Raw genomic sequence first — 14186 nt, 5'->3', positions numbered from 1 at the left:
TGGTGAACGCGCCGGGCGCGGTGGTGGCGCCGTTGAGCGTGGCGACCACGCGGATGCCATCGCCCAGTGTCAGCGCGCCGCCGCCGCCACTGTTGTGGATCTCCAGGGCGCTTTGCCCGGTGGCGGTGCCGCCGTCGAGGATGAGCTGGTCGGTGGGAGAGTCGTCCTCGGCCAGCCAGGTGTTCATTGCGATCACGCTGCCCGCGGTGCCGACGTAGGACTGCGTGTAGAGGTGCTTGTAGACGTCATTCACCGGCTCGGTGAATTCGATGCGCCCCTGGTTGCTCACCAGGCCGGAGACGTTGGAGATTTCCGGAATCGTCCACACGCTGGTGGCATCGATGGTCGCGTTGCTCAGGTTCCAGGCCTGGCCGGTCCAGTGCGAGTGGTCCAGCAGGGTGATGTCGGTGGTGGCGCTGGTCGCGCCGCCGGCCATGCCGGTGAGGGTGCTCCGCGTGGCCACCAGCTCGGCGAGCGTCGGGTCGCCGGTACTGTCCATCGCGCCGCCGAACAGCAACGCCTGCGTGCCGCCGACGGTGGTGTCGGTGAGCGTGGCGCTCAACGGGCCATACACATAGAAGGCCGCGCCGCCGGCCTGCATCGAGCCGCCCTGCATCGTGAAGATGTTCTGGTAGCCGGGCGCCTGGTTCACCGCATAGACGCCGTCGGCGCTGCCGGTCGTGGTGACGGTGCTGTCGACCAGGTGCACCTCGTTGTCGCCGGTGGCCTGGGTGGGGCTTCCGTAGTTCCACATGTAGAAGGCGTCGTAGCCGCCTTCGTTGCGGAAGGTGCTGCCCGTGGCGTTGACGATGGCACGGGCATAGGTGGCGACGGTGTCGGACTGCGCGCCGGTGGTGCTCACGTTGTCGCCGTTGAGGTTGGCGACGCTGGTGGTGCCGTTCTGTCCCACGAACAGCCCGTAGCCGCCGGCGGTGGTGTTGGTCCACGTGGTGCCCTGGCTGTTGAGCGTGCCGCCGAGCACCAACCCCGCCGCGCGCCAGCTCGGTGCGCCGGCAGTGCTGAAGATCGGGCCGGAGGACATCGACGAACTGCCGGGCGAGAACCCGTAGCGCTGGCCGTTGCGCGTGGAGGTGACGCCGATGCGGCTGGCGCCGGTGACGTTGACCGTCGAATTCGGCTGTACCCAGATACCCAGGCCGACCCCCGCGCCCTGCACGACGAAGTCCTGCACGGTGACCTGCCCGCCGTTCTGCGCCACCAGCCCGGTGCCGGACGAGGTGCTGGTCGAGGTGTTGTTGAACGTGGCGGTGACGTTGCGCAGCACCGAATCGGTGGGCGCGCCGTCGACGGTGATGCCCACGGAGCTGGTGCCGGTGAAGACCAGCGAGATAGCCGCGTTGGTATCGATGTGGCCGCCGCCGTAGAGATACATGCCGAGCGCGCCGTTGCCCTGGAAGGTGATCGGCAGGGCGTTGTTGACGACGATGCGCGCGCCCGTGCCCTGCACGCCAAGGCCGACGGGGTTGGCGGCCGCCCCGGCGCGGCCGATGTAAAGGCGGTTGCCGCCGCCCAGCGTGACCAGGCCGGTGCCGTCCACGCCGATGCCGCTGCCCTGGGTGCCGCTGGTCAGCACGGGATCGTTGTAGCTCGTGTTGCTGATGTCGATGCTGCCGGACGACGCGCCGGCGAGCAGCCCCACGCCGGTGATGGCGACATTGCCGGCCACCAACGAGATCGTGCCGCCATCGGCCCACAAGGCGCGCCCGCCGGTGGTGCGCAGGTTGATGCCATTGGGCACGCTGATGCCGCCGAGCGTGGCGTGCAGCGCGGCGCCGTTGGTGGTCTGGTCGATGATCGCGCCCGGTGAGGGACCGGCCTGCATGTCCAGCGTCACGTTGCCGCCGTTGGCGCGCACGCCGTCGGTGGTGCCGGTGGTGCTGATGTTGGTGTTGCCCACCACGACGGTGTCGCCGCTGGTGGCGGTCACGGTGGTGGTGACGCTGCCGGGCCCCACCTGGGTCTGCGCCTGCAGCACGGAAAATGGCAGCGCGGCGGCTTGCGCCAGCGCGAGCGCGATGCCTGCCGAGAGGGCGGTATGCGGGGGTTTCATCGCGGCGCTCCATCGCGTTTCGGAGCGTGTGACGTTGGGCGCGGTGCAGCGAAACCACAACCGAGCATGTACCGGACTTCGCTAAGTAAAATTACTCAAGCACGCGAAAAACGCGCCAAATAGCGGCTCAAACAGGCGTGTCAATTCATGGTCCGCGCCAGCGCAGCGCCTCCACCAGCAACGCGAAGGCCTGCGACGGTTGCCTGCGACTGGGGTAATAGAGGTGGTAGCCGGGGAACAGCGGGCACCAGTCATCGAGCACCTGGCGCAGCGCGCCGCGCGCGATATGCGGCGCCACCATGTCTTCGGGCAGGTAGCCCAGGCCGAAGCCCGCCAACGCGGCGTCGAGGATGCGGTCGATGCTGTTGAACACCAGCCGGCCTTCCACCCGCACGTTGAGCGCGTGGCCGTCCTTCTCGAACTCCCATGCGTACAGCCCGCCATGGGTGAGGAAGCGCAGGTTGATGCAGTCGTGCGCCACGAGATCGCGCGGCGTGGCGATGGCCGGCCGCGCGCGCAGGTAATCGGGCGTGCCCACGACCACCAGCCGCGTGGGCGGGCCGATCGGCGTGGCGATCATGTCCTGGGCGACCTGTTCACCCAGGCGGATGCCGGCGTCGAAGCGCTCGGCCACGATGTCGGTGAGGGTCGAATCGCTGATGACCTCCACGCGTACTTCCGGGTATTTGGCCAGGAAGGTGCGCAGCACCGGCCACAGCACCCGGCGCGCGGCGTGCTCGCTGGTGGTGATGCGGATGGTGCCGCTGGGCGTATCGCGGAATTCGCCCAGGCCCAGCAGCGCGGCGTGGATGTTCTCGAAATTCGGCGCCAACGCCTGCAGCAGCCGCTCGCCCGCCTCGGTGGGCGAGACGCTGCGCGTGGTGCGGGTGAGCAGGCGCACGCCCAGCCGTGATTCGAGCTGGCGCATAGTGTGGCTGAGCGCGGATTGCGACACCCCCAGCCGCGCCGCCGCGCGGGTGAAGCTGCGTTCCTGCGCAACGAGCAGGAAGGCCTGCAGGTCGTTGTAGTTCTCGCGGTTCACGCCGGCCTGCCTCGCGATTGGTGAGGTCTGATCATAAGTCCATTCGCATTCTGCGGGCTTATCGCCGGCCGGGCGTGGCGCGAGACTGGCCGCCCCTTCCCCCAGGACTTTCCCCCATGAAGATGCGTACCTTGGGCGCCCACGGACCGCAGGTGTCCGCACTGGGCTTTGGCTGCATGGGCCTGAGCTTCGGCTATGGCCCGGGCGTGGACCGCGCCGCCGGCATCGACCTCATCCGCGCCGCGTTCGAACGCGGCGTGACCTTCTTCGACACCGCCGAGGCCTACGGCGCGCTCAACGAGCAGATGCTCGGCGAGGCGGTGGCGCCGTTCCGCGACCGGGTGGTGATCGCCACCAAGTTCGGCTTCAAGGACGGCAACGCGCAGGCCGGCGTGGACAGCCGGCCCGAGCGCATCCGCGCCGTGGCCGAGGCCTCGCTGCGCAACCTGCGCACCGATCGCATCGACCTGTTCTACCAGCACCGCGTGGACCCGGACGTGCCGATGGAAGACGTGGCCGGCACCGTGCGCGACCTGGTGGCCGAGGGCAAGGTGGCGCACTTCGGCCTGTCCGAGGCGGGCGCCGGTTCGATCCGCCGCGCGCATGCGGTGCTGCCGGTGGCCGCGCTGCAGAGCGAGTACTCGCTGTGGTGGCGCGAGCCGGAGCGCGAGATCCTGCCGCTGTGCGCCGAACTGGGCATCGGCTTCGTGCCGTTCAGCCCGCTCGGCAAGGGCTTCCTCACCGGCAAGATCGACGCGGATACCACGTTCGACGCCAATGATTTCCGCAACGTGGTGCCGCGCTTCTCGCCCGAGGCGCGCCGCGCCAACCAGGCGCTGGTCGATGCGCTCGGCCGCATCGCCGCCGCGCGCGGCGCCACGCCGGCGCAGATCGCGCTGGCCTGGCTTCTCGCGCAGCAGCCGTGGATCGTGCCGATTCCCGGCACCACCAAGCTGCACCGGCTGGAAGAGAACCTCGCATCCGCCGACCTCGAACTGGGCACCGACGAACGCGACGAGATCGGCCGCGCGCTTGCGCAGATCGAAGTGCAGGGCGAGCGCTACCCGGCCCACCTCGCCGCGCGTTCGGGCCGTTGAGCCTTCGCGCGCTCCTGTTGGCGCCGTGCCTGCTGGCGTTCGGCGCCGTCTCTTCCGCTTCCGATGGAGGTTCCATGAAACTCGTCCGTAACGGCAGCCAGCCTTCCGTGCAGGGCTCGCCCGATTACTTCACCGGCAAGGTCCGCATCGACATGCCCTTCAGTGGCAGCGGCGATGCGCGCGTGAGTGGCGCCATCGTCACCTTCGAGCCGGGCGCGCGCACCGCGTGGCACACGCATCCGCTGGGCCAGACGCTGATCGTCACCGCCGGCAAGGGCTGGACGCAGTGCGAAGGCGAAGAGGTCGTCGAGCTGCGTCCCGGAGACATCGTGTGGTGCCCGCCGGGCCATCGCCATTGGCATGGCGCCACGTCGGAGACCGCGATGACGCACATCGCCATTGCCGAGGCGCTGGACGGCAAGGTGGTCGACTGGCAGGAGCATGTCAGCGACGCCCAGTACCTCGCCGGCCCGCGCGCCGATTGAACCCCTTTCAAGGAGAACCCCATGCTCGCCACTGTCATGCACGCCCCGGGCGATGTCCGCTACGAGGAGCGCCCCGAACCGAAGATCCTCGCGCCGACCGACGCCATCATCCGCCTCACGGCCACCTGCATCTGCGGCTCGGATTTGTGGCCCTACCGCGGCCATAACGCGATCGCCGAACCGCTGGCGATGGGCCACGAATATTGCGGCGTGGTGATGGAGGTGGGCAGTGCGGTGAAGACGATCCGGCCCGGGCAGTTCGTGGTCGGCTCGTTCTGCATCTCCGACAACACGTGCCCGCATTGCCGCTTCGGCTTCCAGTCCTCGTGCGAGCAGCGCGAGTTCATGAGCGGCGCGCAGGCGCCGTATGCGCGCGTGCCGCTGGCCGATGGCACGCTCGTCGCCACCGCGGCGATGCCGGACGATGACCTCATTCCCAGCCTGCTCGCCGCCTCCGACGTGCTCGGCACCGGCTGGTACGCCGCCGATGCGGCGCGGGTGAAGCCCGGCTCGACCGTGGCGGTGGTGGGCGACGGTGCGGTCGGCCTGATGGGCGTGCTGGCGGCCAAGCAGATGGGCGCCGAGCGCATCATCGCCATGAGCCGGCACAAGACGCGGCAGGCGCTGGCGCTCGAATACGGCGCCACCGACATCGTGGTGGAACGCGGCGACGCGGGCGTGGCCCAGATCAAGGCGCTGACCAAGGGCGTGGGCGCCGATTCGGTGCTCGAATGCGTGGGCACGCGCGAATCGATGCAGCAGGCGATCCATGCCACGCGTCCGGGCGGGATGATCGGCTATGTCGGCGTGCCGCATGGCGTGGAGCTGGACGGGCAGTCGCTGTTCTTCTCGCAGACCGGCATGCTCGGCGGCCCGGCGCCGGTGCGGCGCTTCCTGCCGCACCTGATGGACCTGATCCTGACGCGGCAGATCAACCCGGGGAAGGTGTTCGACCTGGCGCTGCCGCTGGAGGATGTCGCCGAGGGCTATCGCGCGATGGATGAGCGGCGGGCGATCAAGGTGTTGTTGCGGCCGTGAGGTGAGCAGCGCGGGAGGCGTGTGCCAGTCATTGGCCTCGCCTCTCCTGGGTACCGGAGGGTAGATCTGCGCGTCCCCTTGCGCCGCAACTGTATGACACCAGTGCGACGCCCAACGCCGCACCGGCCATGCCAAAGAACGATCGAAGCACGGCCATGCAGAGCGAGGTCATGACCTGTTCGGCAAGGTGGCCGTCACTCCAGTGGTAGCGGCTCCACGAGAAGATCAGGGCCGCTACCGCCGCTGCCACGGCCCCGCACAGAATGGGGCGACTGCGTGCGGTAATGCCCACCAGCAGCCAGGGCACGATGAGTTCCAATACCTCGCGTGCATAGATGGTAGTGATCCGTTCGACGTACAGCTCTAGATTGCTGACGGATACGACGATCCCGGGGTCATGCCGACCCCACTGGAGCAGGGCCCATATCGAAACACCGAATGCGATGCTCAACAGATTGCGCATGATGTGCAATTTCCAGTGGTGCGATGTGGGCCGCAGGCCGTGGCCGGCAGCGCGGCCGAGTATTGCATGGTGCCGAGGGCGTGCGCGGGCCGCGTGCCGGTCGGCTTCAATGCGAGGACACGTAATCCGCATTGGCCTGCGCGGGCGGCAGCGCGAAGGCGCCGCGCATGCGCCGCATCTCGTGCAGCGGCGCCCGCCCGAAAAGCCGCTTGAATTCGCGGCTGAACTGCGAACTGCTCTCGTAGCCCACCGCGTGGGCAGCGGCGGTCGCGGTCATGCCCTCGCGCACCATCAGCAGCCGTGCCTGGTGCAGGCGGATGGATTTGAGGTACTGGATGGGCGAGGTGCAGGTCACGGCCTTGAAGTGGACATGGAACGAAGGCGCGCTCATCCCGGCCTCCCGCGCAAGTTCGGCCACGTCCAGTGGCTGCGCATAGGTAGCGTGGATACGCTGCAGGGCGCGGCCGATGCGGCCGAAGTGGCCCTGCATCGACAGCGCCGCACGCAGGGTGTGGCCTTGCGGCCCGGTCAGCACCCGGAAGTAGACCTCCCGCAAAAGTTGCGGCCCGAGCACGGCGGCCTCCACCTGGTGCGCAAGTGCCTGCAGCAACCGCTGCACCGACAATCGCATGTCCGCATCCATCGGACTGGACACCATGCTGCGCGGCGCGGTGGCCGAAGGCGCGCTTTGCGCGCGGTCGATCTCCAGCATCAGTTCCGCCGCCAGCGGGAAATCCAGATGCAGGTAAAGCGCGAGCAGCGGGTACTCGGGCGAGGCATCGGTCTCCATCGTGAAAGGCACCGGTACCGACACCGCGAGGTACTGGTCGGCGTCGTACACATAGGTCTGCTCGCCGAAATAACCGCGCTTGGTGCCTTGGACCACGATCACGATGCCCGGGTCGTAGAGCACCGGTGTTTGCGCCAGCGGGCGGTCCGAGCGCAGCAGCCGCACGCCCGGCAAAGCCGTGAGCGTGTAGCCCTCCCCAGGGGCCAAGGCCTGTACCAAGGCGGCCAGCGAGGGTGAGGGGGTCATAGGAATAGGCATGGATGGGAGGCGTATTCGCCTATTGGTGCGCACAAGGCTTTCTTATTGTGCACCTTCTCGAAAGCACAGGTGTACGCCATGACGATCTCCAGGTTGTTCCTCATCACCGGTGTCAGCAGCGGCTTCGGCCGCGCGCTGGCGCAGGCCGCCTTGGCGGACGGGCACCGGGTAGTGGGCACGGTGCGGCACGCCGAGGCGGCTGGGGCCTTCGAAAACCTGGCCCCGGGCCGCGCATTCGCGCGCCTGCTCGACGTCACCGACTTCGAGGCGATCGTGCCCCAGGTGAACGAGGTGGAAGCCACGCTCGGCCCCATCGACGTGCTGGTGAACAACGCCGGCTACGGCCACGAAGGCGTGATGGAGGAATCGCCGCTGGATGACATGCGGCGCCAGTTCGACACCAACGTCTTTGGCGCGGTGGCGATGATGCGTGCGGTATTGCCGCACATGCGTGCACGGCGCAGTGGCCGCATCCTCAACATCACCTCGATGGGCGGCTTCATCACGATGCCCGGCATCGCGTACTACTGCGGCAGCAAGTTCGCGCTGGAAGGCATCAGCGAGACACTCGGCAAGGAGGTGCGCGCGCTGGGCATCCACGTCACCGCGGTGGCGCCGGGCTCGTTCCGCACCGACTGGGCGGGCCGCTCGATGGTGCGCGCGCCGCGTGCCATCGCGGATTACGACAGCCTCTTCGACCCCATCCGCGAGCGCCGCCAGGCGGTAAGCGGGCATCAGCTGGGCGACCCGGCGAAAGCCGCCCGCGCGATGCTGGAACTCGTCGAGGCCGATGACCCGCCGACCCACCTGCTGCTCGGCAGCGACGCGCTCTCGCTGGTGCGCGAGAAGCTCGCGCAGATGACGCGGGACATCGACGCATGGGAAGCCCTGACCCGTTCTACAGACGGTTGAGGGTTGAGTGGGAATATATGATGTGTATATCATCCATATATACCCGGATCAGGAGCGCCCATGGGCATCGTCAACATCGACGACGAACTGCACGACCAGCTGCGGCGTGCCTGCGCCGTCACCCATCGCTCGATCAACGCCCAGGCCAATTACTGGATCAAGGTCGGCATGCTGTGCGAGATGCACCCGGAACTGAGCTTCCAGGAGATCGTCGCGCAGGAGCTTCGGGCCGCGGGAGTGCAGCCACAGGCCTTGCGGTCGGGGCGGGCGTGATCAAGGACGCCGCCGCACTGGCGCGGATGGCGCGCGCCGGCGAACTGCTGGCGCAGGTGTTCCATGCGCTGGACGAACAGGTGCGGGAAGGGCGCAGCACGCTGGAGCTCAACGACTTCGTCGAGCGGATGATCGTCGACGAACTGCACGCGCGCCCGGCCAGCAAGGGTCAATACGGTTTCGCGTACGTACTCAACAGCTCCATCGATGATGTCGTGTGTCATGGCGTGCCGTCGAAGGACGACGTGCTGCGCAACGGGCAGATCGTCAATCTCGACATCACGCTGGAGAAGGACGGCTACATCGCCGACTCCAGCACGACCTACCTGGTAGGCGAGGTGGCTTACCCCGCGCGCCGGCTGGTGTTGGCCACCTACCAGGCCATGTGGAAGGGCATCGCCGCGGTACGCCCGGGCGCGCGGCTGGGCGATATCGGCCATGCCATCGCGCACTACGCGCAAGCGCAGGGCTACAGCGTGGTCAAGGAATACTGCGGCCACGGCATCGGCCGCGAGATGCACGAGGACCCGCAAGTCCTGCACTACGGCCGGCCGGGCACCGGGCAGGTGCTGCAGGAAGGCATGACCTTCACCATCGAGCCGATGATCAACCAGGGGCGCGCGGCGATCCGCTCGCACCCGGACGAGTGGCCGGTGTACACGCGCGACGGCAAGCTCTCGGCGCAGTTCGAACACACGGTGGCGGTGACGCGCACGGGGGTGCAGGTGCTGACGCTGCGGCCCGGAGAAAAGCCGCTCTGCAGGCTGGGGTAGGAAGCGTCACTTTCGCTTGACCTTGTGGCGCCGCTGTACGCGACGCCACAAGAGTCATTGCCGGGCAGGGCCGGAAATCCGGCTCAAACCTGCGCCATGCCGCCGTCCACGAACAGTTCGATGCCATTGATGAAGCTGGCGTCATCCGAGGCCAGGAAGGCCACGGCCTGGGCCACTTCCTCCGGCTCGCCGAGGCGGGCCAGCGGCACCTGCGCGGCCAGGTGGTCGTAGAGCCCCTGCCGCGCGTCGTCCGGCACCAGGCCGCCCAGGCCCGGGGTGCGGATCGGGCCCGGGCTCACCACGTTCACGCGGATCCGGCGGTCCTTCAGGTCCAGGGCCCAGGAGCGGGCGAAGTTGCGCACCGCCGCCTTGCTCGCGCTGTAGACGCTGAAGTTCGCCGTGCCCTGGATGGAGACGGTGGAGCCGGTGAGGATGATCGCGGCGCCATCAACCAGCAGCGGCAGCGCCTTCTGCACGGTAAACAGCACGCCGCGCACGTTGGTGCCGAAGATGCGGTCGAAGTGTTCTTCGGTGATGGCGCCGAGCGGCAGCATGTCGCCGCCGCCGGCGTTGGCGAACAGGATGTCCAGCTTGCCGGCCTGCTGGGCAATCCGCGCATAGACGGCATCCAGGTCCGCTGCCACCGAGGCATCGGCGCGGATGCCTGTAGCCTGCGGGCCGATCGTCGCGACGGCCGCGTCCAGCTCGGCCTGGCGACGGCCGGTGATGAAGACCTGGGCGCCCAGGCTGGCCAGATGGCTGGCCGCAGCCAGGCCGATGCCGGTGGTGCCGCCGGTGACCAGGGCGATCTTGCCGTTGAATCGAGTGCTCATGACGTTCTCCTTGTGGGGATGCTGCGGGCTTTTCGCAGCGGGTGGAGAAACGATAGGGCGCCCGCATTGGGCGATAAATGGCGCAAAATGACAAAGACCATGCACGAGGGGGAATAATCATGGCGGTGATCAACCAGCTGTCAGCCATCCGCGCGTTCGTCCGCGTCGTGGAGAGCGGCAGCTTCACCCGTGCCGCGGACTCGCTGGATATGCCGAACGCCACGCTGAGCAAGCTGGTGCGCGAGCTGGAATCGCACCTGGGCGTGCGCCTGCTGCAGCGAACGACGCGCCGGGTCTCGGTCACCGCCGAAGGACGCCTGTACTACGAGAAGGCCGGGCGCCTGATGCGCGACCTGGAGGATGTCGACGCTTCCTTCAGCGCGGCCCGCGGCGCGGCGCGCGGACTGCTGCGCGTCGATGTCGGCGGGTCGACCGCGCGTGACGTGCTCGTGCCTGCCTTGCCGGAATTCCTGGCGCGCCATCCGGACATCCGCATCGAGCTCGGCGTGTCGGATCGTTCGGTCAACCTGATCAGTGAAAACGTCGACTGCGTGATCCGGGGCGGGCCGCTGGATGATTCCTCGCTTGTCGCGCGCCACCTGGGCGATGCCCGGTTGATCACCTGTGCCAGCCCGGCGTATCTCAAGGCGTTCGGCGTGCCGGCCTATCCGGAAGAGCTGCGCAACGGCCACCGGCTGGTGAGCTACGTGCTGTCTTCCAGTGGCCGGGCGGTGCCGTTCCGTTTTCGTACTGACGCGGGCCTGCTGGAAATCAAACCCGAGCATCGCGTCGGCATCAACGAGAGCAACGCGCATCTCGCCGCGGCGGTGGCGGGGCTGGGCCTGGTCCAGACCTTCACCTACGCCGCGGCGTCCGCGCTACGCAGCAAGGGGCTGGTCGAAGTGCTGGCGCAGTGGCGGCCGACGCCGTATCCGTTCCATGTCGTCTATCCGGAGAACCGGCATGTGACGCATCGGCTGCGCGTATTCATTGACTGGCTGGTGGAAGCGCTGCCGGCGCGGCTGGCGGGGCCGGGCTGAAAGCGCCGGCGCGCGATCAATCCAGTTTCCGCCAGATGGACAGCGGAACGCTGCCGTCGGGGCGGGCGGGCACCTGGTACGTGAGCATGTCGCCTTCGAGCGTGTATGCGCGCTGCTGCACGGTGCCTTCCCAGTTCGGGAACGAGGCCCCTTCGATCCTGAAAACAAGCAGGCCTTGCCGGGCATCCATTTCCAGCACGCCGTAGTGCGTGCTCGAACCCATGACCGCGGATGCATATTCGTCGGCAGTGCCGTTTGCCTTGTCCGACGATGCGAACCGCACGCGCTCGGACTTGAAGATCTGCAGGGCGTAGCGGCCCGCGTTGTCGATGACGAGGCGTCCCTTCGGGCTCGCGCCATAGTCCGGCACCCGCTCGCCGTTGGGCAGACGCTTGTCCGCCGCAACGAGGGTCCAGGTGCCGCGCAGCGGGAAGTCCTGGGCGGTATCGGCGGTGTCGCGGGCGGCGAGTCCGCCGAGGATGGCAAGCGTCATGCCAAGCAAGGATTTCATGGGATAGCCCTCGTGCGTGGTAGTGGCCCCGAACTTACGCGTCGGCGTATATTCGGAACACAGATGGATACGGATATCTGTCATTCCATATCGGAATCTTTGGCATGCAGTCACTCGATATCGCCGCAGTACGCGCCTTCGTGCTGGTCGCGGACCTGCAGAGCTTCACGCGTGCCGCGGAAGTGCTGGGGAGCACGCAGTCCAACGTCAGCATCAAGCTCGGCAAGCTGGAGAGGCAGCTAGGCCGGCGGCTGCTGGAGCGCTCGCCGCGCCACGTGCGTTTGTCGGCAGAGGGCGCGGGTTTCCTGGAGATGGCGCGCGAGCTGGTGTCCGCGCATGCGCGGGCGGTGGCGTCGTTCGATACGCAGGTGCGCAGGCTGGTGGTCGGGGTCAGCCATGAGTTGATCGGCGGTGAAATGCCCGGGTTGCTGAAGCGGGTCAATGCGGCCGACCCGGCGCTGCGGTTGGAGTTGCGCGTGGGTTCCAGCCGCGACCTCATGCCGCTGTACGAAAGGGGCGAGCTGGATGCGGCATGGCTGCTGCGGCCGGACGACCGGCGCAAGCAGGGAAAGTGTGCGTACGTCGAGCCGTTTTCCTGGTTCGCCTCATCGCAGGCCGCGCCAGCTTTGCGCGCGCCGATTCCGCTGGCGACGCAAGGGAAAGGCTGCCGCGTGCGCAACGCGGCGGTGCGCGCACTGGATGGTGCGGGCATCGCGTGGGAGGAGGTGTTCGTGGGGAAGGGCGCCGCGATGCTCGGCGCAGCCGCAGCGGCGGGGTTGGCGGTCGCCGTGCTGGCGACGCGTACGGCGCCTTCCGGTACACGGGATGTCGGCGCGCTGTTGTCGCTGCCTTCGATTCCACCGCAGGACGTGATGCTCTACAGCAGCCTCAGCGACAAGCGGTCACGCGAGGCCTTGCGGGTGATGGGGTTGGTGTTTGGGCAGGCGGGGTGACGCGGGGGGCTGGCCTCTACCGTTCAACCGCACCATTGCTGCTCGCAGGGGACGCCATCGTGGTTGCCATCCATTTTCGTGTGGGGGCAATGGCGGATGAAGTATGTCGCCTCGGCACAGGAGGTCATCTGCGAGCACATCGTTCGGCCATCGCACTGGAAGTCGGAGGGTTCTTCAAGCGTGTCGGTAATGACCGGTGTCTCGCCCGAGTCCATGTAGGCCGGTTCGGTAGTGCGGAAGTAGTTGTAGTAAACGATGCCGCCGATCGCTGCGAGTGGGAGGAGCACGGTCGAAAGCAAACCGCCGCGTCGTTGCCGAGGCTGGGTCCTGGGCCTGCGTGAAGGCGTTCGTGCCTGGCCCGGCCGCATGATGCGCGCCGCCCTTGGCTTGCCATTCGGCCCCTGCTCCAAATCGAACGACACGACCTCGTTGAGCCGGGGGCGCTGGCCGTCGCGGGGGAAAGCGGAGATATGCGCGAATACTTCCTCGCCGCCGCTCGCTGGCGCGATGAAGCCGAAGCCGCGCTCGTCGTTCCACTTTGTCAGTGTGCCGTGCGTTCGCATTCCGGGCTCCGTTGGCTTTGCCTGTTATCGGGAGATCTGAAGCGGACCGCTCTGGAAGGAGCGCTGCCAGCCCTTGGCTTCCACGATCACGCCGGCCTCGAATTGGAAGGTCATGAGGGACAGCGTCTGTGTCGAGCTGTCCGTGAACTCCACGTTGATCTCGTAGCGGGCGCAGCCGTCTCTGGGGGTGTTCATGTAGCCCCAGCCGAGATAGCGGTAAGAATCCGCATGCATCAGGCGCACCAGTTCGCGTGCGCCGCGGGTTCCCTTGCCGAGCGGGCGACCGACGTCGCCGCCGCCGAGGTCGAAGGGGGCAGAGGGCGCGACCAGCCCGGTCAGCCGATCCATCGGGTCCGCTGCGCGCCTGACGAGATCGACGGCGCGCCGGCTCAGGAGCTCGTCAATCTCGCGCATCCCGAGTTCCTCGGGCAGGTCACATCGGGGCGTCGCGGCCATCGTGGGGATAGCGGCCAGCGCCAGCCATGCACCCATCATCCATGCGTGTGTCTTCATTCGCGGAGAATGATCTGTCGCCCGATTGGCTGCAACAGGGGCAGCGGATGTGGCTGCTCAGCCAGCCGTGGCTGGCGGTGCCAAGGGAGAGAACAGGTCGGCGCCGCAGGCGGGGCAGTTTGGGGGCAGTGCTTGGAATCGCCCTGCGCCCTGTTCGGACAGCGGGTTTCGGCAGTGCACGCACAGGAACGCGGTGGCGGGCGGGACACGGGCAGCGGGGACACGCCGAACGCCCTGTGCATCGAACTCGATCACCCACCAGCGTGCCTGATGATCGTATTGCGCCGTCCCGTGGCCCTCCAGGTCTTCCTCGTCGTCGGACGCATCGACTGCGATGAGCGGCAATCCTTCCTCCAGCACCACGCCTGCATTGGACAGGTCGCGCAACGAGCCGAAGGTGTCCAGGACAACAGCGGTCCGCTGCGTGTTCCTGACGCCATTCACCAGTCCGTTGAAGTCGGCGTAGATGCGGAGGATGTCCATGCGGTTGTTTGGAAGCAGGCTATTGCCGGGTGGGCGGAGCTTAGCCGCTTGCCATTCCCCGCCCAACCCATATACTGCCCCCCAGTAT

17 protein-coding genes are annotated in these 14186 nt (G+C 67.6%); 8 read left to right on the top strand and 9 right to left on the bottom strand.

What is annotated here, in order from left to right; translation table 11 throughout:
• Together ARC20_RS13480 and ARC20_RS13475 are read right to left on the bottom strand one after the other, a co-directional pair.
• Positions 1–2071: hypothetical protein (locus tag ARC20_RS13480; protein ID WP_152983957.1), on the bottom strand; the 2071-nt coding region annotated here is incomplete at its 3' end.
• A 145-nt stretch (positions 2072–2216) separates the two neighbouring features.
• Positions 2217–3113, bottom strand: a complete 897-nt coding sequence (locus ARC20_RS13475) for a LysR family transcriptional regulator (RefSeq protein ID WP_057647973.1) — start codon at positions 3111–3113, stop codon at positions 2217–2219.
• A 116-nt stretch (positions 3114–3229) separates the two neighbouring features.
• Here ARC20_RS13475 and ARC20_RS13470 point away from each other — a divergent pair, with 116 nt between their 5' ends.
• From ARC20_RS13470 to ARC20_RS13460, 3 genes are all read left to right on the top strand, one after another.
• Positions 3230–4210 carry an aldo/keto reductase gene (locus ARC20_RS13470; RefSeq protein WP_057647971.1) on the top strand — a complete coding sequence of 327 codons (981 nt, stop codon included), beginning with the start codon at positions 3230–3232 and terminating at the stop codon, positions 4208–4210.
• A gap of 74 nt (positions 4211–4284) precedes the next feature.
• Complete coding sequence (locus ARC20_RS13465) at positions 4285–4695, top strand: (R)-mandelonitrile lyase (RefSeq protein ID WP_057647969.1); 411 nt, start codon at positions 4285–4287, stop codon at positions 4693–4695.
• Between the two features lie 21 nt (positions 4696–4716).
• Positions 4717–5733 carry a zinc-dependent alcohol dehydrogenase family protein gene (locus tag ARC20_RS13460; RefSeq protein ID WP_057647967.1) on the top strand — a complete coding sequence of 339 codons (1017 nt, stop codon included), beginning with the start codon at positions 4717–4719 and terminating at the stop codon, positions 5731–5733.
• A 28-nt stretch (positions 5734–5761) separates the two neighbouring features.
• Here the strand turns inward: ARC20_RS13460 and ARC20_RS13455 are convergent, their stop codons facing one another.
• Positions 5762–6196, bottom strand: a complete 435-nt coding sequence (locus tag ARC20_RS13455; RefSeq protein WP_057647964.1) for a hypothetical protein — start codon at positions 6194–6196, stop codon at positions 5762–5764.
• 106 nt (positions 6197–6302) lie between these two features.
• The gene (locus tag ARC20_RS13450) at positions 6303–7232 is read right to left on the bottom strand and encodes an AraC family transcriptional regulator (RefSeq protein ID WP_237642592.1); all 930 of its coding nucleotides are present in this window, start codon (positions 7230–7232) and stop codon (positions 6303–6305) included.
• A gap of 90 nt (positions 7233–7322) precedes the next feature.
• On the opposite strand from ARC20_RS13450, the gene ARC20_RS13445 reads away from it, so the two are divergent.
• The 3 genes from ARC20_RS13445 to map are packed head-to-tail and all read left to right on the top strand — an operon-like array spanning position 7323 to position 9202.
• Positions 7323–8156 (top strand): oxidoreductase, encoded by an 834-nt coding sequence (locus ARC20_RS13445; RefSeq protein WP_057647977.1) that lies wholly within the window; start codon positions 7323–7325, stop codon positions 8154–8156.
• 60 nt (positions 8157–8216) lie between these two features.
• Positions 8217–8429, top strand: a complete 213-nt coding sequence (locus tag ARC20_RS13440; protein WP_057647960.1) for a ParD-like family protein — start codon at positions 8217–8219, stop codon at positions 8427–8429.
• The gene (gene map, locus ARC20_RS13435; protein ID WP_057647958.1) at positions 8426–9202 is read left to right on the top strand and encodes a type I methionyl aminopeptidase; all 777 of its coding nucleotides are present in this window, start codon (positions 8426–8428) and stop codon (positions 9200–9202) included. The genes ARC20_RS13440 and map overlap by 4 nt, the downstream gene beginning before the upstream one ends.
• An 83-nt stretch (positions 9203–9285) precedes the next feature.
• Here the strand turns inward: map and ARC20_RS13430 are convergent, their stop codons facing one another.
• A complete protein-coding gene (locus ARC20_RS13430) occupies positions 9286–10035 on the bottom strand; it encodes an SDR family NAD(P)-dependent oxidoreductase (RefSeq protein ID WP_057647955.1) in 750 nt (249 codons plus the stop codon).
• A 119-nt stretch (positions 10036–10154) separates the two neighbouring features.
• On the opposite strand from ARC20_RS13430, the gene ARC20_RS13425 reads away from it, so the two are divergent.
• Positions 10155–11075, top strand: a complete 921-nt coding sequence (locus tag ARC20_RS13425; RefSeq protein ID WP_237642591.1) for a LysR family transcriptional regulator — start codon at positions 10155–10157, stop codon at positions 11073–11075.
• Positions 11076–11091: 16 nt separating this feature from the next.
• Here the strand turns inward: ARC20_RS13425 and ARC20_RS13420 are convergent, their stop codons facing one another.
• A complete protein-coding gene (locus ARC20_RS13420) occupies positions 11092–11586 on the bottom strand; it encodes a lipocalin-like domain-containing protein (protein ID WP_057647954.1) in 495 nt (164 codons plus the stop codon).
• A 104-nt stretch (positions 11587–11690) separates the two neighbouring features.
• On the opposite strand from ARC20_RS13420, the gene ARC20_RS13415 reads away from it, so the two are divergent.
• Positions 11691–12539, top strand: coding sequence for a LysR family transcriptional regulator (locus ARC20_RS13415; RefSeq protein WP_057647952.1), 849 nt, complete (start codon positions 11691–11693; stop codon positions 12537–12539).
• A 23-nt stretch (positions 12540–12562) separates the two neighbouring features.
• Here the strand turns inward: ARC20_RS13415 and ARC20_RS13410 are convergent, their stop codons facing one another.
• From ARC20_RS13410 to ARC20_RS13400, 3 genes are read right to left on the bottom strand one after another with little or no spacing between them, the layout of a single operon-like run.
• Positions 12563–13102 carry a cold shock domain-containing protein gene (locus ARC20_RS13410; RefSeq protein ID WP_057647950.1) on the bottom strand — a complete coding sequence of 180 codons (540 nt, stop codon included), beginning with the start codon at positions 13100–13102 and terminating at the stop codon, positions 12563–12565.
• Between the two features lie 24 nt (positions 13103–13126).
• A complete protein-coding gene (locus ARC20_RS13405; RefSeq protein ID WP_057647948.1) occupies positions 13127–13615 on the bottom strand; it encodes a hypothetical protein in 489 nt (162 codons plus the stop codon).
• 57 nt (positions 13616–13672) lie between these two features.
• Complete coding sequence (locus ARC20_RS13400; RefSeq protein WP_057647946.1) at positions 13673–14098, bottom strand: hypothetical protein; 426 nt, start codon at positions 14096–14098, stop codon at positions 13673–13675.
• Between the last annotated feature and the right edge of the window lie 88 nt (positions 14099–14186).

It is taken from the genome of Stenotrophomonas panacihumi (assembly GCF_001431645.1).
Lineage (GTDB): Bacteria > Pseudomonadota > Gammaproteobacteria > Xanthomonadales > Xanthomonadaceae > Stenotrophomonas_A > Stenotrophomonas_A panacihumi.
This window is presented reverse-complemented; position numbering and strand designations above follow the sequence as displayed.